The sequence below is a fragment of the Streptomyces sp. NPDC111507 genome (genome assembly GCF_055638955.1).
This window is the reverse complement of sequence record NZ_JBVKBU010000001.1, coordinates 1210791-1236312: the sequence shown is the minus strand read 5'-3', so window position 1 is coordinate 1236312 and position 25522 is coordinate 1210791. Positions and strand designations below refer to the sequence as shown.

Here is a 25522-nt window from a genome sequence, read left to right as displayed (position 1 = left end):
CGCCATGCCCCCTTTCACCGCTCCCCCTCTCACCGGTACTCCGAAAGCCTGCGCCCGATGCCCAGCAGGGCGCCCGCCGCGGCCAGCACCGCGAGGACGGCCGCGCCCGCGGGGAGCCCGCTCATCGCGTCCCGGCCGTTGCCCGCCGCCTGCTTGAACTCACTCTCCTCGTGCGTCAGCGCCGCCGCGAGGTTGGTGTCCACGCCGTCGAAGCACTCACCGGTCGGCTTGTCGGCCGCCGAACCGATCACCTTGTTCAAAGCGCCCTGGTAGTCGCCCGAGTCGTCGGCCGTGCGGGCCTCCTGGTGGCGGGACTTCCAGACCTTCATGTTGGCCGTCGCGGCCTCGACGGGCTTCTTGCCCGCCGTGTCGTCGGCGAGGCCCTCGGCCACCGCCAGGCCCTTGGTGAGGGTCTTCATGTCCTGCTGGAAGTCGTAGTCGTAGAGGTCCATGACCTCCGTCGCGGACACCTGCTTGGTCTCCGCGCCCCGGCTGACCAGCGTCAGGTTCTCGTTGCCCCGCGCCTTCAGGGAGGCGATCCGGGCGTCGTGCAGCACGTTCAGTGAGCGGACGCCGTGGTCGTACGAGGAGTTCAGCCCGACCCGGGCCACGCTGTGCCCGACGACCAGCCAGAGCAGCACCACCGCGGAGGCGGCCGTGGCGGCGACCAGTCCCTGGTTCAACACCCGGTTCGTACGGTGGTAGTGGCGTCGCTGGGCCCAGAGGAGCCCGCCGAGCGCGAGGACGCCGAGACCGATCGCGGCCCACGGGTAGGGCTTCGCGTCGGCGTAGTCGGCGCTCAGCCGGGCGTTCTCCCGCTTGTAGAGATCCTCGGCCGCGGGGAGCATCTGCTGCTGCATCTTCTCGTTCGCGTACCGCAGATACGCGCCGCCGAGCGGGTAGCCCTGCCGGTTGTTGGCGCGGGCCCGCTCGATCAGGCCCTTGTACTCCGGCAGCAGCTTGTTGAGCTTGGCGATCGTGTCCGTGGACGGGGATCCCGGATCGGAGTTGGCGGCGGCGGTGATGAGCCCCTGTGCGGCCGTCCGGATGTCCGTCTCGTACCGGTCGCGGGTGTCCGCGCTCTCCTGGCCGCCCGCGAGGAACCCGCTGGAGGCCGCGGTGTTGGCGTCCGCGAGCGAACGGTAGATGTCCGCGGCGCCGGCGCTCAGCGGCTGGCTGCTGTGCAGCACGTCGTCCGCCGCGCTCGAACGCTCCGTCATCTGCCAGGCGGTGACCGCGCCGAACGCGACGACCAGGAGGGCGAGGACGGCGCCGATGAGACGCAGCCGGCCCGGTTCCGTCGTCGCCGCGGCGCGCAGGTGGTCCACGCCCTCCGCCCACGCGGTGCGGCGTGCGGGGGCGGCGTCGGGCGCGGTGGGTCTGCCCGGTGGCGAGGGGGGCCCGGACCGCGGCGCCGTCGCTGTCGCCGTCGCGCCGTACTGGGCCGTTGCCGCGCCGGACTGCGGCGGGACGGCCGGCATCGTGGGCGTGGCCGGCTGCCCCGGTGGCGCCGGGCTGCCCTTCGGCGGTTGTGTCACTTGACCTCCCCCATGGTCATCCGTCGGTCACCTCCCCCGCGTGCGCGGGAGCACGAAGAGAGGTGCACGGCCGCAAGTATCGCCGCCGGGACTGACATCCGCACAGGCCTTGACTCGATCTTGTTCGGATTGCAGCCCACCCTTCGTACCGCGGTGGCCCGTTCGGACGGCAGCGCGATGCGCGGGCGCTCCGCGCTGCCCCCCTGACCATGAATACGCGGCCTGTGTGTGTTCGGTTCCCTTTCGAATGTGCCGGTATTGGGGTGTGTGCGAAGGGTGCTTTCCGGGTGCGGGTGAGTGGGGGCTGGTCGCGCAGTTCCCCGCGCCCCTGAAAGCCTGGGGGCGTCCGGCGTTCGGTGCTGCTCAACCCCCCTCGTAGAAGGCCCGTACGCGGGTGTGGACCTCGGTGGGGGCTTGGACGTGGTCCAGGCCCAGGAGGGCGGCGCCCAGCACGGGGCGGGACGAGATCACCTGGGGGACCGCCTTGGGAGCCTGGGCCGAGAGGAGTTCGCGGATCCGGTCGTCGAGTTGGGGATGGCGGGCGGCAAGGACGCTGCCCCCCAGAAGGACGGGGGTCTCCTCGGCGAGGAGGCCGAGGCGGGTCAGAGCGACCGCGGCCATCGCGACGACCTCGTCCGCGAGCCGGTCCACGAGAGCGCGAGCGACCTCGTCACCCTCCGCCGCCGTCGCGAACAGCACCGGAGTCAGTTCATGCCGGCGGTCGTGCTCGATGTGCTCCAGGTGCAGCGCCTCGATCAGGGCGTACATGGAGGACAGACCGAAGTGGGCCGGGAGGGTGTGGGACAGGGCCGTGGGCCCGCCCCGGCCGTCCTCCGCGCGGGCCGCGAACCACAGGGCCTCCTCCGCCAGGCCCCAACCACCGCCCCAGTCCCCGGAGATCCGGCCGAGCGCCGGGAAACGGGCGGTGCGGCCGTCGGGACGCATGCCGACGCAGTTGATACCCGCGCCGCACACCACGGCGACCCCGCGCGGCTCCGCTATCCCGGCGCGCAGGATCGCGAACGTGTCGTTGCGCACCTCCACGCTCGTGCCCCACGCGCGCGCGTGCAGCGCGGCCGCCAACTGCTCCTCCTCCACGGGAAGATCGGCGTTGGCGAGGCAGGCCGAGACATGGGCCACGGAGTCGACGCCCGCCTCGGCGAAGGCGCGGGAGACGGCCTCGCCCACGGTGTCCACGGCCGTGGCGACCCCGACCGTCGGCGGTCGGAACCCCCCGCCGCGCGCGGCCCCGACCACCCGCCCGTCCACGGACACGACAGCGACGTCGGTCTTGCTGTTCCCCGCGTCGATGGCCAGGACCATGCCCGCGGGGCCGGATCCGGCGGCCGTCCCGGCGCCGGGTCCGGATGACGTCATGCCCACGCGAGGTGCTCCCGGTTGTGCGCGATCAGTTGGTCGGTGAGGGCGTCGGCGTACTCGTACTGGCCGATGAGGGGGTGGGCGAGGAGGGTCCGGAAGACCCGGTCGCGGCCGCCGCGCAGGGCGGCTTCCAGGGCCAGGTCCTCGTAGGACGTCACGGCCGCCATCAGCCCCGCGTACAGGGGGTCGACCGGCAGGACCGGCAGTGGCGTCGGGCCGTGCGGACCGACGGCCGCCTGCACCTCGATCACCGCGTCGTCCGGGAGGAAGGGCAAGGTGCCCTTGTTGTAGGTGTTGACCACCTGGTACGGGCTGCCGCCCCCGCCGAGCAGCGCGGCGGCGAGGTCGACGGCCGCCTCGGAGTAGTACGCGCCGCCCCGCTTGGCGAGCAGCTCCGGCTTCTCGTCGAGCGCCGGATCGCCGTACATCTTCAGCAACTCCCGCTCCATCGCGGCGACCTCCGCCGCCCGTGACGGCTTCGTCCGCAGTTGTCGTACGACCTCGTCGTGCGCGTAGAAATAGCGCAGGTAGTAGGAGGGGACCACGCCCAGGCGGTCCACGAGGGTGCGCGGCAGGCGCAGGTCGTCGGCGATCGTGTCGCCGTGTTCGGCCAGCAGCTTCGGCAGGACGTTCTCGCCCTCGGGGCCGCCGAGGCGCACCCCGGTCTCCCAGCTGAGGTGGTTGAGACCCACGTGGTCCAGATGGACGTCCACGGGGGCGACCCCGAGCATCCCGGCGAACTTCCGCTGGAAACCGATCGCCACATTGCACAGCCCGACCGTCCTGTGCCCCGCCTGGAGCAGCGCGCGCGTCACGATCCCGACCGGGTTGGTGAAGTCGATGATCCAGGCGTCGGGGTTGGTACGGCGGACGCGCTCCGCGATGTCCAGCACCACCGGCACCGTGCGCAGCGCCTTCGCCAGACCGCCCGCGCCCGTCGTCTCCTGGCCGATGCAGCCGCACTCCAGCGGCCAGGTCTCGTCCTGCTCGCGGGCCGCCTGGCCGCCGACGCGCAGCTGGAGCAGGACCGCGTCGGCGCCCTCGACGCCCGCGTCCAGGTCGGAGGTCGTGACGATCCGGCCGGGGTGCTCCTGCTTGGCGAAGATGCGTCGCGCCAGGCCGCCCACCAGCTCCAGGCGGTCGGCGGCCGGGTCGACGAGGACCAGTTCCTCGACGGGCAGGGTGTCCCGCAACCGGGCGAAGCCGTCGATGAGTTCGGGTGTGTAGGTCGACCCTCCGCCGACCACGGTGAGTTTCATGTGTGTGTCAACCCTTCACTCCGGTGAGCGTGACGCCTTCGACGAACGCCTTCTGTGCGAAGAAGAACACGAGGATCACGGGGGCCATGACCAGCACGGTCGCGGCCATGGTGAGGTTCCAGTCGGTGTGGTGCGCGCCCTTGAACGACTCCAGGCCGTAGGAGAGGGTCCAGGCGCCGGGGTTCTCGGAGGCGTAGATCTGCGGGCCGAAGTAGTCGTTCCAGGCGTAGAAGAACTGGAAGAGGCCCACGGCGGCGATTCCCGGCTTCGCCATCGGCAGGACGACCTTCAGCAGGGTCTTCAGGTCCCCGCAGCCGTCGACCTTCGCCGCGTCGAGGTACTCGTTCGGGATGGTCATCAGGAACTGGCGGAGCAGGAAGATGGAGAACGCGTCACCGAAGGCCATCGGGATGATCAGCGGCCACAGCGTGCCGGACAGGTCCAGCTGTTTCGCCCAAAAGAGGTACATCGGGATGATGACCACCTGCGGCGGCAGCATCATCATCGAGATGACCAGCATCAGTGACAGGTTCCGGCCGCGGAAGCGGAACTTGGCGAGGGCGTACGCGACGGGGATCGACGACACGACCGTCAGGACGGTGCCGGCACCGGCGTACAGCAGTGTGTTCTTCCACCAGGTGAGGAAGCCGGGGGTGTCGAAGACCTTGCGGTAGTTGCCCCACTCCCAGGTGTGCGGGATGAGATCGCGGCTGAGTGCCTGCGAGTCGCTCATCAGGGAGGTCAGGAAGACGAAGACGAAGGGGAGGACGAAGAAGAGGGCGGCGGCCACGCCCAGGGCGTGGATCGCGACCCACTCCAGGAGCGCCTTGCGGCGGGCGGTGCGCTCGGCGGGCGAGACCGGGGCCCGCAACTCCACGGGCTTGTCGAGTACTTGTGTCATGGCTGTCAGTCACCTGCCTGGATGAGACCGCCCCGGCGCCGCATCAGGAACGCGGTGAACACCATGGACAGGGCGAAGAGCACGAGCGCGACCACACAGGCGGAGCCGTAGTCGAAGCGCTGGAAGCCGAGGTTGTAGACGAGCTGCGGCAGGGTGAGCGTCGACTTGTCGGGGTAGCCGGGCTCGAACTGCGTACCGGCGCCCTGGATGACGCCCGACGCGACCTTCCCGGCGATCAGTGGCTGGGTGTAGTACTGCATGGTCTGGATCACGCCGGTGACCACGGCGAACATCACGATCGGCGAGATGTTCGGCAGCGTGACGTACCGGAACCGCTGCCAGGCCGAGGCACCGTCCAGCTCCGCCGCCTCGTACTGCTCCGTCGGTACGTCGAGCAGTGCGGCCATGAAGATGACCATCAGGTCGCCGATGCCCCACAGGGCCAGCAGGGTGAGGGCCGGCTTGGACCAGCTGGGGTCGTTGAACCAGCCGGGGGCCGGGATGCCGACCTTCTCCAGGATCGAGTTGACCGGTCCCGTACCGGGGTTGAGGAGGAAGGCGAAGGCCATGGTCGCGGCGACGGGCGGGGCGAGGTAGGGGAGGTAGAAGAGGGTGCGGAAGACACCCGTGCCCGTCTTGATCTTCGTGATCAGCAGGCCCACGCCGAGTCCGAAGAGGACTCGCAGGCTGACCATGACCAGCACCAGCCACAGGGTGTTGCGCAGTGCGGGCCAGAACAGCGGGTAGTGCTCGAAGACGTAGGTCCAGTTCTTCGTCCCGCTCCACGTCGGCGGTTTGAAGCCGTCGTAGTGCATGAACGAGAAATAGACGGTCGAGAGCAGCGGATAGGCGAAGAAGACGGCGAAGCCGATCAGCCACGGCGACATGAAGGCGAGGGTGCGCAGCGCCGATCGGCGCCGCTTCGATGCGAGGGTGACGGTGCTCATGTCCGTGCCCGTCTGCTACTTCGCCTGCGCGATGTCCGTGTCGATCTGCGCGGCGGTCTTCTGCAGACCCGCCTTCAGATCCTTAGCCTTGCCGCTCTCGTAGTCGTATCCGAACTGCTGGATCGTCACGAGGTAGGTGCCGCCGTTGATGGACGCGGGAGTCGTCGTCGAGTTCGGGTTCGAGGCGATGTCGAGGAACGTCTTGAAGCGCGGGTCGTACTTCAGCTTCGGCGACTTGAGTGCGGCCAGCGTGGAGGGGACATTGTGAATGGCGTTGGCGAAGCCGACCACCGCGTCCGTGTCCGTGGTCATGTATTTGACCAGTTCCCAGGCCGCGTTCTGCTTCTTGCTGGTGGCCGCGATGCCCGCGATGGTGCCGGTGATGTAGCCCTTGCCGTACTGGTCGGCCTGGTCGTCGGGAACGGGCAGCGGGGCGACGCCGATCTCGAAGTCAGGCTTGGCGTCCTCGGCCATGCCGAGCCGCCATTCGCCGTCCAGCTGCATGGCGACCTGGCCGGTGTGGAAGGGGTGCTTGGGGCCCCATTCGTCACCGAGCTTGGAGCGGTACTTCTCCAGCTTCTGGTAGCCGCCGAGTTCGTCGACGAGCTTCTTCTGGAGGGTGAATCCGGCGGTGAAAGCGGGGTCCTTGGCGAGGTTCGACTTGCCGCTGCTGTCGAAGTACGTCGGGGAGAACTGGCCGAAGTAGTGCTCGGTGGTGGACTCCCAGCCGTGGTAGTTCGGCATGAAGCCCAGCTGGGAGTAGGAGTCGCCGTTGGAGACGGTGAGCTTCTTCGCGTCCGCCTCGAATTCGGACCAGGTCTTCGGGGGGCTGGAGATCCCGGCCTTCTTGAATTCGTTCTTGTTGTAGTAGAGGCCGTACGCGTCACCGAGCAGCGGAACCGTACAGCGGTTGCCGTCGAACTGGGTGTACTCGTTCATCGCCTTCGGGAAGGTCGTCGCCGGGTCGATTCCCGCCTTCTTGAAGAAGGGGTTGAGATCGACAAGGGCGCCGGAGGAGCAGAACTTGCCCACGTTGTTGGTGGTGAACGAGGAGATCACGTCGGGAGCCTTGTCGCCGCCGGAGCGCAGAGCCTGGTTGATCTTGTCGTCGGTCATGTTGGCGACGATGTTGACGTGGATGTTGGGGTGCGTCTTCTCGAAGCCCGCGACCAGGGCCTTCACACCCGCGATCTCACCGGGCGCGCTCCAGGCGTGCCAGAAGTTGATCGTCGTGTCCTTGGAGGCGTCGTCGCTCGCGCCCGAGGACGACTGGCCGGTGCAGGCGGTGGTGAGGAGGGCGAGCGAGGCGGAAGCGGCGAGAGCAGTGGCGACTTTCCTGGATATTCCGGGCATGGCAGGGTCTCCCTACGGCAGGGCGGCGGTGGTGGTGTTCGCGGGACGGTTCGCGGGACGGGGGTCGGTCGAGGGGTGGGACTCAGCGGGAGGTGTCGAAGACCTCGTCGCGGGTGGCCGCCAGCGCGCTCTCCAACGCGCCGCGCAGCACGGGGTGTTCGTGTACGTCGCCGACCACGAGGCGCGGTCGGGAGGCGGCCAGCTCCTCCAGCTCGGCCTGCACCAGGACGCGCAGCGGTTCGCCGCCGGCGGTGAGCGAGGCGCCGCTGAGCACGACGAGTTCGGGGTCGAGCACGGAGACGAGTGAGGCGAGACCGGTGGCGAGACCGGTCGCGTACGTCTCCAGGAGCCGCAGGTGCGGCCCCTCGTTGATGCGGGCGGCCTGTTCGACGAGGGCGGCGGCGACCTCGGCGTAGGGCCCGGCCGGCACCGGCTGGATGCCCAGCTCGCGGGCGAGCTTGGGAATGGCCTGGGAGCCGGCCAGCTCCTGGTAACCACCGCTGTTGGCCTTGGTCACCTGGCGCACGAGGGGTGCGCCGGGCACGGGCAGGAAGCCGACCTCGCCCGCGCCGCCGGTCCAGCCGCGGTGCAGTCGGCCGCCCAGGACGAGGGCGGCGCCGAGGCCGCCCTCGTTCCAGAGCAGTACGAAGTCCTCGTGTCCGCGCGCCGCCCCGAGCCGCTGCTCGGCGATGGCCACGAGGTTGACGTCGTTCTCGTACTCGACGGGCATCGGCAGCGCGGCCGCGAGCTCGTCGAGGAGGCTGGGGGAGTGCCAGCCGGGCAGGTGGGAGGCGTACCGCAGACGGCCGGTGTTGGGGTCGAAGGCGCCGGGTGTGCCGATGACGAGCCGGTGGACGTCGCCGCGGGCCAGTCCCGCCGCCTTCACCGCGCCGTCGAGGGCGTCGGTGACCTGGCGTACGACGGGCTGCGCGGGGTGCCGGCCCGGGGTGGGCAGCTCGTACTCGCCCACGGTGCGGCCGGTGACATCGGCGACGGCGGCGAGGATGCGCTCGGGCGTGACGTCCAGGCCCGCCGCGTGGGCGGCCCTCGGATTGACGGCGTACAACTGGGCGTTGGGACCCGGCCGGCCCTCGCTCGTGCCGGTGGCCAGCACGAGTCCGGCGGCTTCCAGTCGGGCGAGGAGCTGGGAGGCGGTGGGCTTGGACAGCCCGGTCAGCTTGCCGATCCTGGTCCGCGAGAGCGGTCCGTGCGCGAGCAGCAGATCGAGGGCGGCGCGGTCGTTCATGGCGCGCAGGACGCGCGGGGTGCCCGGCGTACCGGCGGATCCTGCCATGTTTGTCGACACCTGCCTTTCAACTGCCCAGTCGCTCAGCTTCCCAGGGTGGCCGCGGGGAAGTCCACTGCAAGATCATTGTTAGGAAAGTTTCCTATTGGTGGGAGGAAGGTAGGCCGAGGGCCGCGGAGGCGTCAAGAGAAACCGCCCCCGAGGCAACAGAGTCGTTACCTGGGCCTGAGGTCCGCATCCTCGCCCCGGACTTCCCCGGACGCATGAAGTCGCCCCCGCCGCAGACGAATCCGTCTGCCGCGGGGGCGACTTGGGGTGAGTCGGGGGAGGACCCCGTCCTCGGTTACTTCACGTCGACGTAGTCGCCCGTGGACGTGGCGGCGCCCGTGGTGGTCGTGCCCGCGAACTTGTAGCGGTACGAGCCGTCGGCGGAGGCCTTGACCGTGGTGGTCAGGGCGCCCCTGGCGCCGGAGGTCACCGTCTTGACCGTCTTGTAGGCGGTGGCGCCCTTGGCCTTGAACTGGAGGGCGACCGGCCGGCCCGTGTAGCCGGTGTAGGTGGTCGTGTCCCAGTCGGCACGGGTCAGGGCGCCCTTGACGGTGAGGGTCCTGCCCTTCTTCACCGGCTCGGGGGTGGCGTTGGTGGTGAGCTTGGCGGCGCGCTTGACCTGGACGGAGCCGAGGGGGCCCCAGAGGTCGAAGCCGTACTCCGTGCTGATGTGACCGTCGGAGGCGTCGTTGTCCTGGGACGTGCGGCCGTAGAAGCCGGCGGCCTTCCAGGTGGTGGCGTCCGCCGCCTCGTACAGGTAGTCCTGCGGGTCGAGGGCGATGACCTCCGTGCAGGACTCCGTGACCGTGGTGGCGGTCGTGGTCGTCGCGGTGCAGGTCGGGACGTCGTCGGGCTCCATCTCGTTGTAGATCTTCGAGAGGGAGGCGCCGCGGTAGAGCATGATGCCCGCGGCGCTCGTCTTGTAGTCGATGACGAGATCGGCCGGACGGGTCAGGGTGTACGTGATCGGAACCTTCACCGTGCTGGTGGTGCCGACAACGATCGCCTTGCCGCTGTTGACCACCACCTTGGAGAAGGTGAGGTCCGGCGTGGCGGCCGACGCGGACGGCACGGCCAGGGCGGACAGGGCCAGGGCACCGGAAACGGCAGTGCCTATGGCGAACTTGCGCATGGATTCCCCACATTCGAGGCGGGCCCCTGGGCGTGGAGCTCCAGAACAAGGGCCGCTGTTGGGGCGACAGTAGACGGCCTCCGGATGTGGCCGAAATGCGGGGGGTGTGTGAATGAGATTAATTTCGAGGACGCGCTCCGGACGCATCACGGCTTCGTCACGATCGGCAGATGTACAGGTGGGAGGGGGTACGGAGCTTTGGGGTGATCTGCGTCGCCGGGGACGGTAATGCGACGCCGAAGGGGGATGGTGGCGGGGGCGATATCCGGTCACCTTCACAGGTTCCTGTTCATAGGATCCGGCCACATGAGAGTGAACCGTTCGGTGCGGGGTGGGGCGGGGCGGGGGCCTCGCTCATGAAGCTCGTGAAGCTGCTGATGGCGTGCTGGCGCGCGGCCGCGGCCAAGTGTGTGCCGCTGGCGCTCACCATGATGTTCATCGACCTCGTGAACGACGGTTTCACGTGGGATTCCGTGAGCGGGGAAGTGGTCTTCGGCCCTCTGGCATGGGCGATCATCACGCTCGCGGCGGCGGCCGTCGGGGTGTGGTCCCTGCGGCAGCGGGCCGGTGCGACCGGCATCCCGCTCTCCGTCGAGGCGCTGGACGACCGGCAGACGCACGTACTGCGCCCGGTGTCGGCCTCGGACGGGTGGCAGGAGCGGGTGCGCGAGGAACTGGCGGCATCGGAGCGGGCGTTCCTCGTCGCCGAGAAGGGGCATGAGGAGATCCACTTCCGGTGGCGTCCCGGGCGGGGGAAGCAGTCGGTCTGGGGATCGATGTCCTTCGACGCGCCCTCGGGAGACGTCCTCCTCGACGTCCGGGACGGGGAGGGACTCCTGGGGGTGGCCGGACTGGGCAAGGGGTCCTCGTTCGCCGCGGTGTGTCAGATAGCCAGGGTCACCGGGCTGGAGTCCGGGAGCGCTCGTGGCTGAGCCGTCGTGGTACGGCGTCCGGTGTGTCTTCCGCCATCGTGAGCTGGGCGTCTACGAGGAGCGGGTGACGCTGTGGACCGCTCACTCGCCGGACGAGGCCATCGGACGTGCGGAGGTCGAGGCGCTGGAGTACTGCGCGGCGCTGGGGGAGACCGAGTACACGGGCTTCGCCGAGTCGTTCCGGATGGACGGGACACCCGGCGAGGGGGCCGAGGTCTTCTCACTCATGCGGGAGAGTGACCTGCCTTCCGGCGCCTACGTGGGGAAGTTCTACGCGACGGGGCGTGAGCGGACCGGTTGACGGCTGAGCGTGGGTCCCGACCTGGTGAACTGTGATGTCGTTTCCCCGCGCGGCGAGATCGTGTCGCCTCAGCTCTCCAGGAACGGAGCCGTCTCAAGTGTCGGATACGGCGCGGGGAGCGGGAGCGGATCGCCCAGGTCGACCTTGGTCTCGGAGTCGTAGTACGCCTTGGTGGGGTCGTCGCCGGGCAGGACCGGGTCGGTGTGGCAGTGGGCCGTCTTGGCGTTGCGGTTGATCAGGACGTAGACGGGAACGCCCGCGGCGGCGTAGGTGCGCAGCTTGGGGCCGGTGTCCGTCTCGTGGTTGGTGGAGGTGCCCTCGCCGACCAGCGCGATCATGTCGATGAGGTACCAGCCCCTGTGGGCCTTGAGGTACGAGTCGTCGAGTTCGCTCGGCTTGCGGCGGCGGACGTAGAGGTCAGGGATGAGCAAGGACATGGTGGTGCCGTCCTTGTGGGCTGCTCGGTAGCCGTTGCCCATGCCCACCAGACGGTGTCCGGCGACGCGGAACTGGAAGAAGAGCTCCCCCGTACCGTCGTTGTGGTTGTCGTTCGGTGCCGGCGGCACGATGGCCATCCCCTCGACGTACTCGGGTCGAATCGGCGTCTGTGCCGCCTCCTCGATCGCGATCAGCAGACCGATGGGGTCCTGCTGCGTCATGACCGGCTCCGTGATGGCTTCGGGCTCATCGCTGTTCTCCTCGCCACGTCGATGCCAGGCTCCGCCCGCTCTGGGTGCCCCGGCAGAACCATGGAGCACCGGTACGCCGTACGACCCGGGAACGGCGTGAGCGTTCACTCGAACGAGCGTGCTGAACCGTTACGGCGGTCAAGGTGTCGTACAGGCGAGGGGGCGACCCCCGGAACACCCGGGTGCCGCCCCCTCGCACGTACGGCCAGGGCCTACTTCGGCGCGCTCGACGCGGCCGGGGCCGAGGCGGGGGCCGGGATGGGGGCGGTCGCCTCCGACTGGGGAGAGGCCGGGTTGCCGAGGACCGACGGGGCCGCCACCGCGGCGGTCGGGTCGATGGGCTCCTCCTCCAGAGGCGCCGTGGGGCCGCCCACGATGCGGATGTCCGCGGCGTCGAAGGCGCGCTTGATGCGCCAGCGCAGCTCGCGTTCGACGCTCATCGCCTTGCCGGGCATGGTCTTCGCCGAGACGCGGACGACCATCGAGTCGAGCAGGACGCTGTCGAGGCCCAGGACCTCGATCGGGCCCCACAGGCGCTCGTTCCAGGGCTCTTCCTTGGTCATCGCCTCGGCGACCTCGTCGAGGGTGCGCTTCACCTTGTCCAGGTCCTCGTGCGAGCGGACCGTGACGTCGACGCCGGCCGTGGCCCAGCCCTGGGAGAGGTTGCCGATGCGCTTGACCTCGCCGTTGCGGACGTACCAGATCTCGCCGTTGTCGCCGCGCAGCTTCGTCACGCGCAGGCCCACCTCTATGACCTCGCCGGAGGCGACGCCCGCGTCGATCGTGTCGCCGACGCCGTACTGGTCCTCAAGGATCATGAAGACGCCGGAGAGGAAGTCCGTGACCAGGTTGCGGGCGCCGAAACCGATCGCCACACCCGCGACACCGGCGGAGGCCAGCAGCGGGGCCAGGTTGATCTGGAACGTGCCCAGGATCATCAGCGCGGCGGTGCCCATGATCAGGAAGGAGGCGACCGAGCGGAGGACCGAGCCGATCGCCTGCGAGCGCTGCCGGCGGCGCTCGACGTTCACCAGCAGGCCGCCCAGGGCCGTGCCGTCGACCGCCTGGACCGTGCGGGTCATGCGATCTATCAGCTTGGTGATCGCCCGCCGCACCACCACTCTCAGTACCCCGGCGATCACCAGGATCAACAGGACGCGCAGACCGATCGCCAGCCACGTGGACCAGTTCTGCTGGACCCAGCTGGCGGCGTTGGTAGCGCTCTGCTGGGCGTCCTGAAGCGTGGCGGTCGTCGGGTCCGTCGTCGCCGAGGGGGACGGCGACGGGGTGGACCCCGAGGCCAACAGGGCGGTCAAGAACACGGAAGGTACCTCCAGGCGTAGCGGTCCGCCCGCGGCTCGGGGACATGTGAGGGCAGCGGCGGGCAGAACCACCACACTAACGGGGCATCGTGTGTGGATCGTTGCAATGTTCGAGGGAGAGACCGTACTCACCTGGGGATGAAAGAGGGTGTGGTCGAAAACACTCCCAGCCCGTTACCGGGACATGGTGGCGCTTCCACCAGGCAAGAGGGGAGACTGACTGCAGATCGTCCCGGCGCGAGCCACGCGCCGCCGGCGTACAAGGAGGCATCCGTGCCGCACGTCCTGGTCCTCAACGCGTCGTACGAGCCACTCGGCGTCGTACCGCTCCGCCGCGCGCTCGTCCTCGTCCTCGAGAACAAGGCCATCTGCCTCGAGGAATCCGGCGCCTTTATGCACAGCGCAACCGTTACTGTCCCCGCGCCCAGCGTGGTCCGGCTGAAGAGGTTCGTACGGGTCCCTTACCGGGGGCCCGTTCCGCTGACCCGTCGGGCACTGTTCGCCCGCGACGGCGGCCGGTGCATGTACTGCGGTGGCGTCGCAACCAGCGTCGACCACGTCATCCCGCGCTCCCGCGGAGGTCAGCACGCCTGGGACAACGTGGTGGCGTCATGCCGCCGCTGCAACCACACCAAGGCCGACCGCCACCTGGTCGAGATCGGCTGGCGCCTGCGCCACAAACCCGCCCCGCCGACGGGGCTCGCCTGGCGCATCATCGGAACGGGGCATAGGGACCCGCGCTGGCTGCCCTACCTGCAGCCGTACGGCGCGGAGGATGCGATGGCCCGGATCGACGGCATTTCCGCCTGACGATCCGGGCCTTTGTGTTCCCCCGGCCCCGGTACCCGTGGTCCGCCCCGTGCGGCCCCGCGTCAGCCGCGGGGTCCTTCGGGGCGGGCGCCGCGCACCGCGTAGAGTGCCGAGCCCAGTACGTGGAGTGCGAGGGCGGCGGCCCAGGCGCCGGCCTGTGGGCCCGTCTGCATCGGCCAGGTGAGGATTGTCTCCCCGCTCATGCGCGGCGAGGCGGCCGACAGGTACACGGCGCTGAAGTACAGCATCGTCGGCATCCAGCTCGCCCGGGCGCCGAACAGAACCGCCCCGGCCGCCGTGATGCCGACGGCGCCCAGTGTGTTGCGGACCATCCCCGCTGAACCGAACACCTGTGCTTGTCCCGGTACGGCGAGCGCGAGCATCGTCGCCGCGAGCGCGGTGAGGACCAGCAGATGAGCCAAGCGCCTCGGCCACCAGGGGCGTACGGCGGTGTCGTCCAGGTCCCGCGCGTACGAGTGGAGACTCAGCCCGATCGCCGCCGAGGCCAGCAGCGGGGCGAGGGAGAGCAGCGGGACCCTGCGGTACGGGTCGAGGAAGGCGTCCGGGCGGCCCGCGACCCAGAGGGTGAGGAGGGCGGCACAGGCGAACGCGGCCAGGGTGGTCGGGAGGCCGCGGGAGCGGACGTAAAGGGCGAGCGCGGTCGGCGGGGTGACGCTGCGCGGGGAGTTCACAGGGACGGGACCTCGCTCGGGTTCGGGTCGCAGTCGTGGGCCGTGGCGAAGTAGCGGCCGAGCAGGGCGCGGCGCTCGTCGTCGGGCATGGCGGTGAGGTGCGCGTACGCCTTGTCCTCGGCGCGGAACGTCGCGAGTTCCTTCGTGTCACCCTGCTGCCGGGCGACCGCCACCTGGCGCTTGCGCAGGTTCTCGTGACCGGAATCCGGGGCCAGCCAGCGCAGGACCACCGTGTCGGTGACCCGAACCCGCTGCGCGGACGGCGGCTCCTCGCACTCCGGGCGGACCAGCAGCGCGGCGGCCTCCCAGGCGTACCGCTCCGGATCGGTCACGTTGCCGCGGACGGCGCTCCAGCCGAACGGGGTCAGCATCGGCAGTTGTGCCTCGTCCCCGCGCGAGGAGCGCGGCAGATCCTCGAAGCGCACCGGCAGGTTCCGCACGCCCTTCAGCCGGCCGGTGAGACCGGACAGCGCGTGGGACACCTCCGGCAGCATGCCCGGGTGGACGGCGTTGACGCAGACACGCGGGGTGGTGGAGTCGTCGCACACCTGGCGGTGGGCGAGCGGGTTGTCGCGCAGCATGCCGTCGCCCGTGTGGACCAGGACGACCGCGGCGCCGAACGCGGCCGCGAGCGGCAGCAGCGCGGTGGCCCGGCGGTACGCGGCATGGGCCAGGGCCGCGGTGGCGGCGAGCCCGGCCGGCCACAGGGCCGATACGAGCGGGTACCACCAGACCGGGACGTCGTCGTCGCCGACCGGGCTCAGGTAGGCGGGGGCGAGGCCGTGGAGGTCCGACTCGGAGAGACCGAGGGTGCCGTACAGGACGTATCCGCAGATCGCGAGAGTGGGAGCGGTCAGCCGCCAGGGCAGCAGCCGCCCGGCCACCTGACCGAGCAGCGTGCACGCGGCGATGGAGAGCGCGGCCCCGGCGAAGACGGTCGGGACCGGGCCGCCCGCCGACGCGTACGGCGCGCAGGCGAGCAGCACGCCGGCCACCGCCACGAGGTAGGCCGCCGCCAGCCAGCAGGCGAGCGGCAGGGCGGCCGTCAGGAGCTGGGCGAGCGGGGTACGAGCGGTCGAGGCCCGCAGCTCCGTCATCCGCAGCCGCCGCTCCCGGCCGCCCTGCCATGCGCCGGCCGCGAGCGCGAACGGAACGCCGATCACGCCGGCCGCGGTGCTCAGCTTGCCCGTCGTCACACCCCAACTGCCCTGCCACTGCGCCGATGTGGCGGCGAGCGTCCAGGCGAGAGCGAGCAGCAGTGCCCCGGCCGCCCAGGGGGCGAACCCGCGCAGGGACTCGACGCGGAGGGGGTGGGGGGCGGAACCCGCTCTCCGGGCGGGCGCCTCCCGGGGCGGCGCGTGCTCCTCGTGGGGCTGGATGCGTACGTTCACCGGGCGGCCCTCGTCGAGGCGCGGTGGCCGCGCAGGACCGTGGTGTAGCCGCGCTCGATCGCGTTGCCGTCGGACTCGTGGCCGTCGGCGCCGAGGGCGGCGAGGGACTGGGGTGTCCCGCGGTAGGCGACGCGGCCGGCCTCGATCAGGGTGACGTCCGTGCAGGCCGCGGCCACGTCCTCCACCAGGTGGGTGGAGACGATCACCGTGGCGGTCCGGCCCAGCTCCCGCAGCAGCGCCCGGAACTCCACGCGCTGCTCGGGGTCCAGACCCGCGGTGGGTTCGTCGAGGAGCAGGACACGGGGGTCGTTCACGACGGCCTGGGCGATGCCGACGCGCCGGATCATGCCGCCGGACAGCGTTTTGACCTTCGCGTCGATACGGTCGGCGAGCCCGACCCGGGCGACGGCGTGCTCGACCGCGGCCGGGGCGGCAGCGGCCGGTACCTCCTTCAGCCAGGCCACGTACGCCACGAACTCCCGCACCGTGAACCCCGGGTAGTACCCGAAGTCCTGCGGCAGATACCCCAGTTCGCGGCGGACCGCAGCGCGCTTGTGCCGGTGACGGAGGTCGTTGCCGAGCATCCGCACCCGGCCCGCGGTGGGCTCCGCGATCGTCGCCAGGACCCGGATGAGGGAGGTCTTGCCCGCGCCGTTGGGGCCGAGCAGACCGTGGACGCCGGGACCGAAGTCCAGGTCGACGGCGTCCAGCGCGGTGGTCCTGCGGTGCCGCACGGTCAGCCCCGAGACTCGTATGGAGGCGGTCGCGGTACCCATGGCGTCGTCCGTCGTCGAAGTGCCGGGCCTGCCAAGGGGGTTCACATCGTCTCCAGACGGTCGTACGCGGAACGGCGCGCGGCGAGGAGGAGGGCACAGAGCGCGGCCGCGGCCGCCCAGCCCCACTGCGGCGAGGCTCCGGTGAAGTAGAGGGAGAGTCGCTGCGCGAGACGGGCCGTCAGGCCGGGGTCGGGGGCCGTGAGGAGGGGCGCCGCAAGCGCGAGCAGCCAGCCGCCGCCGACCACCGCGGAGGCGGTACGGCAGCCCACGTACCCGGACAGCGCGAGCGTGGCCAGTGTCAGGGCGAGCGCGGGCAGCAGCCAGGCGGCCGCCGCGGGTGCCTGCGGCAGGCGCGGGTCGGTGGCGGGGAGCAGCAACCCCGCCGACGTCAGCAGCGGCACGCTCACCGCGAGTACGGCGGCCGTCCGCATCAGCATCAGCCGCAGGCCGCCGGAGGGCGATGTCGCGACGATCTCGTGCAGTGGATCGGCGTGCCGCCCGTACGAGAGGGCGACCCCCGCCACGGGCACGATCGGAGCCACGGCCAGCAGCAACGGCCGTGTGCCGTCGAACCCGCCCCCGTAGGCGAGCGCGAGCGCCCCCACGGCGACCAGCGCGACGGCCCCCGCCCAGGCCCCGCGCAGGGCGGGCCCGGCCGCCCAGAGGATCCACCCGAGCCGCCCCCCGACGGCTCGGGGGCGCCTTGAGGCGGCGGGTGCGGGCGGTGCGGTCGGTACGGGGGGTGCGGTCGGTACGCCGGGTACGGAAGGTGTGGTCGGTACGGAAGGTGCGGTCGGTACGGCGGCGGGGGTCGGCGCCGTCGCGGAGGGCGAGGTGGCCGTCGCGTGCCGGGCCGCCGTGGCCGGCGCCGACTCGAGTACCGCCGTCAGCACCGCGTCCCGCACCTCCGCGAGCACCGCCCCCGCCGCCCCCTCCCGGGCCGCGCGCGAGACCCGCGCGGCGCACGTGCCGCAGCCTTCCAGGTGTTTCTCCAGGGACCAGGCGTCCGTCTCCGGAAGGGAACCGTCCGAGTAACGGGCGACGACGTCGTCGGACGCGTGCCAGCCGGTCATGCCGTGCCTCCCAGCAGCGATGGGTCCAGGAACGGGGCCGAGGGCGGATTCAGGTGCGCGAGCGCCGCGCGGAGTTCCGCGCGGGCGCGCCTCGCCCGGGTCTTGACCGTGCCCTCCGGGATACCGAGCAGCCGGGCGGTCTCGCGCGTGGTCAGCCCGTCGACGACCGTGGCGCGCAGCACCTCGCGGAGTTCGGGCGAGATGCGGTCCAGGGCCGTACCCACGTCCCCGTACTCCAGGCCCGCCAGTACGCGCTCCTCGGCGGAGGGCGCGGGCACGGGCGCCGTGTACTCGACGCGCTCGGCCCGCTCCTGCACCCGCCGCGCGTCGACGAGCCGTCGCGCCGCGATCGTCCACAGCCAGCCGCCCGCCTCCGCGCCGTGGTGCGCGGCCGCCGACCGCCACACGGTCACGAAGGTGTCCTGCAACACCTCCCGCACGACCTCGGGATCGCCGCACCGCCGGGTCAGCCGTGTGTGCAGCCAGCCGGCGTGCCGGTCGTACAGCGCGGCCATCGCCGCCGAGTCCCCGTCCGCCACGGCCCGCAGCAGCGCCGCGTCCGTCACGTCCTCCCGGTGGCCCCCCATGGGGCGGAACAGTCTCACACCCTGTCTATCGGCCCCCGCGAGCCCATCGGTTCACACCACGGCACATCGCTTCACGGCAGTCCCGAGCACTCCTGAGCAATCCTGAGCAGTCCCGAGTAGTCCCGAGCCGTCCGGCGCGCCGCGTCCCCCGTGCCGCGTCCCGCACGCCGGCACTCGTGCGGGCCCGCGCGCCGTGCCGAGCGCCCCCGCGCCGGGTACGGTCTGTGACCAAACGCACCTTGTCCGTCCTCGTACGTCTGCCCCGGCGCCCGCTGGGTAGAGCTGCGGTATCCCGCTTCCCGCCGTACGACGACAAGGAGACCCCCGTGGCCGCATCGGCACACCTTCTGCTCTCGGCCCTCTCCAAACGCCCGACGGAGCCCTCCGTCGAGCCCCACGTGTGCGTCTTCAGCGCCGAGGGCTCCTCCGCCGAACCGCCGCTGACCAGCGAACCTCCCCTCCCCGACGCCGAGCCGCTGACCAGCGAACCGCCGCTGGCCGACGCCGCGCACCTGACCAGCGAGCCCGTCTCCACCGGCGCCGCCACGGACATCTCGGGGGTATAGATGGCGCCTCGCCCGCCCGCGGACCGCTCGCCCGCCGGCTCCTCGCCGGCCGGTCCTCCCGACCCGCACGCACCGCTGGCGCGGCTCGCCGCACTGCACGGCGTCGCCACCTCCTACCGCCCCTCCCCGGACCGTACGGTCGCGGCCACGGACACCGCGGTCGCCCTGGCCCTGGCGGCGCTCGGCGTCGACGCGAGCACCCCGGACGCCGTCCGCGCGGCCCTCGCCGCCCGGGAGGCCGAGACACGGGAGCGGCTGCTGCCGCCGACGGTGGTGTGCTGGGGCAACAGCCCGCCCGCCGCGCTCGCCGGACTGCCGACCGGCACCCGGCTGCGCATCACCACCGAACAGGGCGAGACCCGCGCCGCCGCCGAGCAGCTCCCGCCCGGTGTCCATACCCTGCACGCCACCGCCCCCGACGGCCGCACCGCCGAGGCCCACCTCGTCGCCGCCCCCGCCCGGCTGCCCGCGCCGCCCGGACGCACGTACGGACTCCTCGTCCAGCTCTACTCCCTCCTCTCCCGGCGCTCCTGGGGCATGGGCGACCTCGGCGACCTCGCCGAACTCACCGCCTGGGCCGGCCGGGCGCTCGGTGCAGGATTCGTGCAGGTCAACCCCCTGCACGCGGCCGTACCCGGCATCCCCACCGACCCCTCCCCGTACCGGCCCTCCTCCCGCCGCTTCCCCGACCCGGTCCATCTGCGGGTCGAGGACATCCCCGAGTTCGCCTACGTCGACGATCCGGGCCGGGTGGGGGCGCTGCTGGAGCGTGCCGGGCGACTGCGCGAATCCGTGCTCCACAAGGGCGCGTTGATCGACCGCGACGCCGTGTGGGAGCTCAAGCGCGAAGCGCTGGAACTGGTGCACGAAGTGCCGCTCGGGCCCGGCCGACGCGCCGCCTACGTCGACTTCCTCGCCGAGGAGGGCGAGGCGCTGGAGGACCACGCCACCTGGTGCGCGCTCGCCGAGGCGTACGGTCCCGAGTGGCAGCGGTGGCCGGTGGGCCTGCGTGACCCGCGCTCACCCGAAACCACCCGCGCCCGCGGCGAGTTGATGGACCGCGTCGACTTCCACAGCCGCCTCGCCTGGCTCACCGATGCCCAGCTCGCCACCGCCCAGCGCTCCGCGCGCGACGCCGGGATGGCGGTGGGCCTCGTGCACGATCTCGCGGTCGGCGTGCATCCCGGCGGAGCCGACGCCTGGGCGCAGCAGGAGTACTTCGCGGCCGGCATGTCCGTCGGCGCGCCCCCGGACGCCTTCAACGCACGCGGCCAGGACTGGGGCCTGCCGCCCTGGCGCCCGGACCGCCTCGCCGCCTCGGGCTACGCCCCCTACCGCCGCCTTCTGCGCGCCCTCCTCCGGCACGCGGGCGCCCTGCGCATCGACCATGTGATGGGCCTGTTCCGGCTCTGGTGGGTGCCGCAGGGACAGCCGCCCACCGAGGGCACGTACGTCCGCTACGACGCCGAGGCCATGCTCGCGATCCTGACCCTGGAGGCCTCGCGGGCCGGGGCCCTGGTGATCGGCGAGGATCTCGGCACGGTGGAGCCCGGCGTACGAGAGACGCTGCACGAGCGCGGGGTGCTCGGCACCTCGGTGCTGTGGTTCGAACGGGACTGGGACGGCGACGGGAAGCCCCTGCCCCCCGAGCGCTGGCGCCCCGACTGCCTGGCCACCGCCACCACGCACGACCTGCCGCCCACGGCCTCCCGGCTCACCGGCGACCACGTCGAACTCCGCGACCGGCTCGGCCTGCTCACCGGCTCCCTGGAGGACGAGCGGACCGCGGCCACGGCGGACACGGGGGAGTGGCTGGCGCTGCTCGCCCGCCTCGGGCTGCTGCACGGGGCGGGCGACGCCGGTTCGGCGGTGTCGGAGGAGGCCGAGATCCAGGCCGTGCACCGCTTCCTGCTGCGCACCCCGGCCCGCATGATCGGCGTGTGGCTCCCGGACACGGTCGGGGACCGGCGACCGCAGAACCTGCCGGGCACGTGGGACCAGTACCCGAACTGGCGACTGCCCATCGCCGACGCCGAAGGCCGCCCGGTGACCTTGGAGGAGCTGGCGGCCTCGCCCCGGCTGTACGCGTTGATCGACGTGCTGCGGGGACGGTCCGGGGGGCGCGGTGGACGTGAGGGCCGCGTGAGCGATGGCTGGGGGAGCGATTGACCGGAGGAGCGATTGACCGGGGGAGCGATGAACGGGGTGACGGTGGGAGTGTGAGCGGGCGTGACGGAGGCGTGTGAGCGGGCGTGACCGAGACGGGTGAGCGGGGCGTCAGGGCGGGGGTGCGGCCTCCGTACGGCACCCCGGGCGCGCGACTCATTCAGGTGTTCGCTACGTTTGCACCGTGGACAAGAAGAACGCCCTGCGCGCCGGCGCCCTGGCTTCCGGTACGACGCTGATGATGCTGCTCATGTCGTCCCCCGCGCTCGCGCTGACCCGCGACGACGGTGACGACCCCGGCAAGGGCCTGAGCGTGATCGAAACGCTCGGCCTCTACGTCGTGACGCCGATCGTCCTGTTCCTGGTCATCGCGGGCCTCGTGATGGTCCTGGACAAGTCTGACAAGCAGCCGAAGCGGACCTGATTCCGGCTCGCTTCCTGAAGCCCCGGCCGCGCGCCGAGGCCTGGATCCTTCTCGATCGAGGGAGTCCGCGCACCCACCGGGTGCGGGGGCTCCCTCGACGTGTTTCCGGGGAAGCCTTTTCGGGGCCCGTCACGGATGCGGCGCCGTGAGATACCGCTGCACCGTCGGCGCCAGCCACGCCACGACCTCTTCGCGCGGCAGCGCGACGGCGGGCGGGAACCGCAGGACGTAGCGGGCCATCGCCATGCCCAGCACCTGTGAGGCGGTCAGCGCGGCCCGCGCCGGCGCCTGCTCCGGGTCGGGGCACACGCGCAGCGTGACCGGCAGGAGCTGGTCACGGAAGATGCCCTGCATGCGCGCGGCGCCGTCCGGATTGGTCACGCCGACCCGCAGCAGCACGGTGAGGACCTCGTTCTCCTCCCAGAGGTCGAGGAAGTGGCCCACCAGGACGCGGCCCACCTCGTGCGGGTCCAGCCCGTCCGGGCCCGGCAGCCGCAGGTCGACGTCGAGGACCGCGGCGAACAGTCCTTCCTTCGAGCCGTAGTACCGCATCACCATCGACGGATCGATCCGTGCGTCCTTGGCGATCGCGCGGATCGTGGCGCGCTCGTAGCCGTCTGCGGCGAAGCGTTCGCGCGCGGCGGTGAGGATGGCGGTGCGGGTGGTGTCCGAGCGGCGGGCCGCGGGGGACGGGGCGGGTGCGGGGAGTTCCTTGTCGGGCATGCCAACAACCGTAGGCCAACAGCTGTTGACAGTCCAGAGAGGGCTCCCTATGTTGGTAAACAAGCGTTGGCCAACAAACGTTGACCAACAAGTGTTGGCATCAGGAGGCCGCCATGAACGGCAAGACGAACGGCAAGGTGAACGGCAACGCGAACGGCACCACCGCGTCCCGGAACGTGATCGTCGTCGGCTCCGGCCCCACCGGCCTCCTGCTGGCCGGAGACCTCGCCGCCGCCGGTGTCCCCGTCACCCTCGTCGAGAAGCGCCCGCACGGGATCAGCAACCTCTCCCGCGCCTTCGTCCTGCACGCCCGCACCCTGGAGCAGCTCGACGCCCGCGGTCTCGCCGACGAGCTGGAGAGTCACGGCCGGACCGTCGACCGCATCCGCCTCTTCGGCCGGCTCTCCGTCGCCCTCGACACGCTCCCCTCCCGCTTCAACCACCTGCTCGTGATCCCGCAGTACGAGGTGGAGCGCGCGTTGGAGCGGCGGGCGGTCGAGGCCGGGGTGCGGTTCGTGTACGAGACCGAGGTGACCGGACTGCGCCAGGGTGCGGCGGGCGTCACGCTCGAGGTCCGCGGTGCGGACGGGGCGGCGGGGGAGCTGGCGGCCGCGTACGTCGTCGGGGCGGACGGGATGCGCAGCGCGGTGCGTGAGGCGGTGGGGCTGCCGTTCCCCGGGAAGTCGGTCATCCGGTCCGTGGTCCTCGCCGACGTCCTGCTCGCCGAGGAGCCGGAGTCGATCCTCACCGCCAACGCCGTCGGCGACGCCTTCGCCTTCATGGTGCCCTTCGGCGACGGCTACTACCGCGTGATCGGCTGGCACCGCGGCCGCGACGTCCCCGACAGCGCGCCGCTCGAACTCGACGAGGTCAAGGAGATCGTCCGGCTCTCCCTCGGCCATGACTACGGCATGCACGACGCCCGCTGGATGTCCCGCTTCCACAGCGACGAGCGCCAGGCACCCGCGTACCGGGTCGGGCGGGTCTTCCTCGCCGGTGACGCCGCCCACGTCCACACCCCGGCCGGCGGGCAGGGCATGAACACCGGCCTCCAGGACGCGGCGAACCTCAGCTGGAAACTCGCGCTGGTCGTCAACGGCCACGCGGACACGGGCCTGTTGGACACCTACCAGGCCGAGCGCCACCCCGTCGGCAAGGCGGTGCTGCGCAGCAGCGGCGGGATCGTCCGGCTCGCGATGGCCAAGCGCCCCTGGACGCTGGCGCTGCGCTCCGCGCTCACCACGGTCCTCAACGGCGTCGGCCCCGTGGGCCGGAAGGCGGCGGGCCAGATCACCGGCATCGGCTTCGCCTACCGGGCCCCACGCGGCTCTCACGCCCTCGTCGGCACCAGGGTCCCCGACGTCGCCCTGAAGGACGGCCGCCTCTACGAGGCCCTGCGCGGCGGCCGATTTGTCCTCGTCGCACCGACGGCGGCCGTCCGGGCGTACGACCTCAACGACCTCAACGGCCGCAAGGACCGTCTCACCGTGGAGAGCTGGGCGAGCGACCGGCGTACGATCCTGCTGGTGCGGCCCGACGGATATGTGGCCTGGGCCGCCGAATCCCCCGACGCGGCGGCCGTCGAGAGGGCGTTGGCGGCGGCGCTGGGCGAGGATCAGCCGTCGAACTGATCACGACCGATGGTGACGCGTCGTTCGACGGCGCGGGTCCGAGCTTTCCCCCGGCCGGTCGGGCCGCCCTCGTGTTGCGCGTTGGGGTCCGCGCTCTGAGGAACACGTGTACTTGCGCATAAAACAGAAGATCGTCACGCTCGCGACCGCGGACCGGGCCCGACGAAGCGACCGCGATCGGCAGCCGCAGGCGCCCCCGGTCGCCGCCGCGCGCGCATGCGACCTGGATCCGGCATGTCCCGGCCGCGGGCGGGTCCGGGCGGCCGGAGGATCTCGATCAGGTGATCCTCGGCTGGGGGCCGGAGTTCGCCGCGGCCCTGGGGCGGCCGGCCGGTTCCGGGGACGCCGACGTCTCCCTCCCGGCCAGTAGCGTTTCGTCAAGTTCTGCTTCTACTGGTCGGCGTCTGAGCTGTTCGGGTCGGGCCGCCCGACGCTGATGAACCATCATCCAATGATCATTGAAGACGGATCCTGGATCTCAACCCGTGGGTTGAGGCGGAAACCCACCCTCGGCTCCACCCTGGAGCCGAGGTGGTTCCGCGTCGTGAAGCGCAAGCTCATGGGCATGACGACGACCGATTACGTGATCTCCGCGTCCCTCGTCCTCCTCGTGATCCCGCAGATCCGAGGCGTTCGGCAGACGCTGCACAACACGCTGCTGCCGCTCGTGGCCGTCGCCGCCGCGGCCGCCTACTACCTCAAGTCCTTCCCGACCCAGGGGCACGACCTCGGACTCGACATCGTCGGTGTCGTCGCCGGCGTGGTCCTGGGCGTCGCCTGCGGCGCGGCCACCCGGCTGAGCCGCGCCTCGGACGGGATCGCGTTCGCCCGCGCCGGGGCACTCGCCGCACTCCTGTGGATCGTCGGCATGGCCTCGCGCGCCGGGTTCGAGTACTGGGCCACTCATAGCGGTTCCGGGAGCCTGGTGCGGTTCAGCCAGGACAACCTGATCACCGGTTCCGCCGCCTGGACCGCCGCGCTGCTGCTGATGGCACTGGCTCAGGTCCTGGGCCGGCTCGCCGTGATACGCGTCAGGTCGAGCCGGGTCGCCACGGCGAGCTGAGGCCCGCAGGGCCGGGCTCGGCCGGCCCGGCCGAGACCCTAGGCGCCGGTGCCCATCAGCAACTCGCGCAACAGTGCGGCCAGTTGACCGGCTCGCTCCTCGTCGAGGTGGGCCAGGGCCTCCGTCTGGACGGCGAGTCCCGCGACGACGGCCTCGTCGATGAGCCGCAGCCCCTTGTCCGTGAGCGTCACCTGGAGTCCGCGCCGGTCGTGCGGGTCCGGGGAGCGCCGTAGCAGCCCCGCGCGTTCCAGCTTGTCCAGGCGCCCGGTCATTCCGCCGGTGGTGAGCATGAGCGTTGCCGAGAGCTGCCGGGGCGAGAGGGTGTGCGGGGCGTCCGAGCGACGCAGGGTCGCGAGCACGTCGAACTCCCCGCGCGAGATCCCGTAGGGCGCGTACGCCTTCTCCATCCGGTCGCCCATCGTGCGGGCGAGCCGGAAGACGCGGCCGAAGACCTCCATCGCGGCGGTGTCGAGGTCCGGCCGGACGGTGGCCCACTGCTCGATGATCGCGTCGACCGGGTCCTGGGGCGTCTTCATGGGGGCGAGTATCCGCCGAGGGGTCGATTGCCCGCA

At 71.5% G+C, this 25522-nt stretch carries 25 protein-coding genes; 8 read left to right on the top strand and 17 right to left on the bottom strand.

Translation table 11 applies throughout. From position 1 onward, the window contains the following. Positions 1-29: 29 nt before the first annotated feature. The 8 genes from ACZ7M2_RS05490 to ACZ7M2_RS05455 all read right to left on the bottom strand — a co-directional run bounded on the left by ACZ7M2_RS05490 (position 30) and on the right by ACZ7M2_RS05455 (position 9804). A complete protein-coding gene (locus ACZ7M2_RS05490; RefSeq protein WP_471594219.1) occupies positions 30-1538 on the bottom strand; it encodes a hypothetical protein in 1509 nt (502 codons plus the stop codon). Between the two features lie 363 nt (positions 1539-1901). Continuing rightward, positions 1902-2915 (bottom strand): N-acetylglucosamine kinase, encoded by a 1014-nt coding sequence (locus ACZ7M2_RS05485; protein ID WP_471594218.1) that lies wholly within the window; start codon positions 2913-2915, stop codon positions 1902-1904. Then, the gene (locus ACZ7M2_RS05480; RefSeq protein ID WP_471594217.1) at positions 2912-4177 is read right to left on the bottom strand and encodes a 6-phospho-beta-glucosidase; all 1266 of its coding nucleotides are present in this window, start codon (positions 4175-4177) and stop codon (positions 2912-2914) included. Before ACZ7M2_RS05480 ends, ACZ7M2_RS05485 begins: the two co-directional genes overlap by 4 nt. A gap of 7 nt (positions 4178-4184) precedes the next feature. Then, positions 4185-5078 carry a carbohydrate ABC transporter permease gene (locus tag ACZ7M2_RS05475; protein WP_067370324.1) on the bottom strand — a complete coding sequence of 298 codons (894 nt, stop codon included), beginning with the start codon at positions 5076-5078 and terminating at the stop codon, positions 4185-4187. Between the two features lie 5 nt (positions 5079-5083). After that, entirely contained in the window at positions 5084-6025 is a 942-nt protein-coding gene (locus ACZ7M2_RS05470; protein ID WP_099941407.1) for a carbohydrate ABC transporter permease, read from the bottom strand. 15 nt (positions 6026-6040) lie between these two features. After that, positions 6041-7378 (bottom strand): ABC transporter substrate-binding protein, encoded by a 1338-nt coding sequence (locus ACZ7M2_RS05465; RefSeq protein ID WP_471594216.1) that lies wholly within the window; start codon positions 7376-7378, stop codon positions 6041-6043. Positions 7379-7460: 82 nt separating this feature from the next. Continuing rightward, a complete protein-coding gene (locus ACZ7M2_RS05460) occupies positions 7461-8672 on the bottom strand; it encodes an ROK family transcriptional regulator (protein WP_471594215.1) in 1212 nt (403 codons plus the stop codon). A gap of 295 nt (positions 8673-8967) precedes the next feature. Then, on the bottom strand, positions 8968-9804 hold the full coding sequence (locus ACZ7M2_RS05455; RefSeq protein WP_471594214.1) for a hypothetical protein: 837 nt from the start codon (positions 9802-9804) through the stop codon (positions 8968-8970). A 356-nt stretch (positions 9805-10160) separates the two neighbouring features. On the opposite strand from ACZ7M2_RS05455, the gene ACZ7M2_RS05450 reads away from it, so the two are divergent. Both ACZ7M2_RS05450 and ACZ7M2_RS05445 read left to right on the top strand, forming a co-directional pair. Continuing rightward, entirely contained in the window at positions 10161-10736 is a 576-nt protein-coding gene (locus tag ACZ7M2_RS05450; RefSeq protein ID WP_471594213.1) for a hypothetical protein, read from the top strand. After that, positions 10729-11037 carry a hypothetical protein gene (locus ACZ7M2_RS05445; protein WP_471594212.1) on the top strand — a complete coding sequence of 103 codons (309 nt, stop codon included), beginning with the start codon at positions 10729-10731 and terminating at the stop codon, positions 11035-11037. Before ACZ7M2_RS05450 ends, ACZ7M2_RS05445 begins: the two co-directional genes overlap by 8 nt. Before the next feature lie 68 nt (positions 11038-11105). Here ACZ7M2_RS05445 and ACZ7M2_RS05440 read toward each other — a convergent pair whose 3' ends face one another. Both ACZ7M2_RS05440 and ACZ7M2_RS05435 read right to left on the bottom strand, forming a co-directional pair. Then, positions 11106-11696, bottom strand: coding sequence for a Uma2 family endonuclease (locus tag ACZ7M2_RS05440; protein WP_471594211.1), 591 nt, complete (start codon positions 11694-11696; stop codon positions 11106-11108). A 242-nt stretch (positions 11697-11938) separates the two neighbouring features. Continuing rightward, positions 11939-13048: a mechanosensitive ion channel family protein gene (locus ACZ7M2_RS05435; protein WP_471594210.1), complete on the bottom strand. Its 1110-nt coding sequence runs from the start codon at positions 13046-13048 to the stop codon at positions 11939-11941. Between the two features lie 273 nt (positions 13049-13321). Here ACZ7M2_RS05435 and ACZ7M2_RS05430 point away from each other — a divergent pair, with 273 nt between their 5' ends. Next, entirely contained in the window at positions 13322-13858 is a 537-nt protein-coding gene (locus ACZ7M2_RS05430; RefSeq protein WP_067370302.1) for an HNH endonuclease, read from the top strand. 62 nt (positions 13859-13920) lie between these two features. On the opposite strand, the gene ACZ7M2_RS05425 is transcribed toward ACZ7M2_RS05430, so the two are convergent. The 5 genes from ACZ7M2_RS05425 to ACZ7M2_RS05405 are packed head-to-tail and all read right to left on the bottom strand — an operon-like array spanning position 13921 to position 18377. Further along, entirely contained in the window at positions 13921-14550 is a 630-nt protein-coding gene (locus ACZ7M2_RS05425) for a hypothetical protein (RefSeq protein ID WP_471594209.1), read from the bottom strand. Further along, on the bottom strand, positions 14547-15941 hold the full coding sequence (locus tag ACZ7M2_RS05420; protein ID WP_471594208.1) for a hypothetical protein: 1395 nt from the start codon (positions 15939-15941) through the stop codon (positions 14547-14549). The genes ACZ7M2_RS05425 and ACZ7M2_RS05420 overlap by 4 nt, the downstream gene beginning before the upstream one ends. Beyond that, positions 15938-16717, bottom strand: a complete 780-nt coding sequence (locus tag ACZ7M2_RS05415; RefSeq protein ID WP_471594207.1) for an ATP-binding cassette domain-containing protein — start codon at positions 16715-16717, stop codon at positions 15938-15940. Before ACZ7M2_RS05415 ends, ACZ7M2_RS05420 begins: the two co-directional genes overlap by 4 nt. A 41-nt stretch (positions 16718-16758) precedes the next feature. Next, positions 16759-17790, bottom strand: a complete 1032-nt coding sequence (locus tag ACZ7M2_RS05410) for a zf-HC2 domain-containing protein (RefSeq protein WP_471594206.1) — start codon at positions 17788-17790, stop codon at positions 16759-16761. Beyond that, positions 17787-18377, bottom strand: a complete 591-nt coding sequence (locus tag ACZ7M2_RS05405; protein ID WP_471594205.1) for an RNA polymerase sigma factor — start codon at positions 18375-18377, stop codon at positions 17787-17789. Before ACZ7M2_RS05405 ends, ACZ7M2_RS05410 begins: the two co-directional genes overlap by 4 nt. 326 nt (positions 18378-18703) lie before the next feature. Between ACZ7M2_RS05405 and ACZ7M2_RS05400 the strand changes: the two genes are divergently transcribed. The 3 genes from ACZ7M2_RS05400 to ACZ7M2_RS05390 all read left to right on the top strand — a co-directional run bounded on the left by ACZ7M2_RS05400 (position 18704) and on the right by ACZ7M2_RS05390 (position 21533). Next, entirely contained in the window at positions 18704-18943 is a 240-nt protein-coding gene (locus tag ACZ7M2_RS05400; RefSeq protein ID WP_067370291.1) for a hypothetical protein, read from the top strand. Beyond that, entirely contained in the window at positions 18944-21112 is a 2169-nt protein-coding gene (gene malQ, locus ACZ7M2_RS05395; RefSeq protein WP_471594204.1) for a 4-alpha-glucanotransferase, read from the top strand. It begins immediately after the preceding gene. 181 nt (positions 21113-21293) lie between these two features. Beyond that, positions 21294-21533 carry a hypothetical protein gene (locus ACZ7M2_RS05390; protein WP_054231770.1) on the top strand — a complete coding sequence of 80 codons (240 nt, stop codon included), beginning with the start codon at positions 21294-21296 and terminating at the stop codon, positions 21531-21533. 129 nt (positions 21534-21662) lie between these two features. Here ACZ7M2_RS05390 and ACZ7M2_RS05385 read toward each other — a convergent pair whose 3' ends face one another. Then, positions 21663-22256 (bottom strand): TetR/AcrR family transcriptional regulator, encoded by a 594-nt coding sequence (locus ACZ7M2_RS05385; RefSeq protein ID WP_471594203.1) that lies wholly within the window; start codon positions 22254-22256, stop codon positions 21663-21665. A gap of 113 nt (positions 22257-22369) precedes the next feature. Here ACZ7M2_RS05385 and ACZ7M2_RS05380 point away from each other — a divergent pair, with 113 nt between their 5' ends. Together ACZ7M2_RS05380 and ACZ7M2_RS05375 are read left to right on the top strand one after the other, a co-directional pair. Beyond that, a complete protein-coding gene (locus ACZ7M2_RS05380) occupies positions 22370-23887 on the top strand; it encodes an FAD-dependent monooxygenase (protein WP_471594202.1) in 1518 nt (505 codons plus the stop codon). A gap of 565 nt (positions 23888-24452) precedes the next feature. Beyond that, a complete protein-coding gene (locus ACZ7M2_RS05375) occupies positions 24453-24950 on the top strand; it encodes a hypothetical protein (protein ID WP_471594201.1) in 498 nt (165 codons plus the stop codon). 38 nt (positions 24951-24988) lie between these two features. Here ACZ7M2_RS05375 and ACZ7M2_RS05370 read toward each other — a convergent pair whose 3' ends face one another. After that, complete coding sequence (locus tag ACZ7M2_RS05370) at positions 24989-25486, bottom strand: MarR family winged helix-turn-helix transcriptional regulator (protein ID WP_471594200.1); 498 nt, start codon at positions 25484-25486, stop codon at positions 24989-24991. Positions 25487-25522 lie beyond the last annotated feature (36 nt).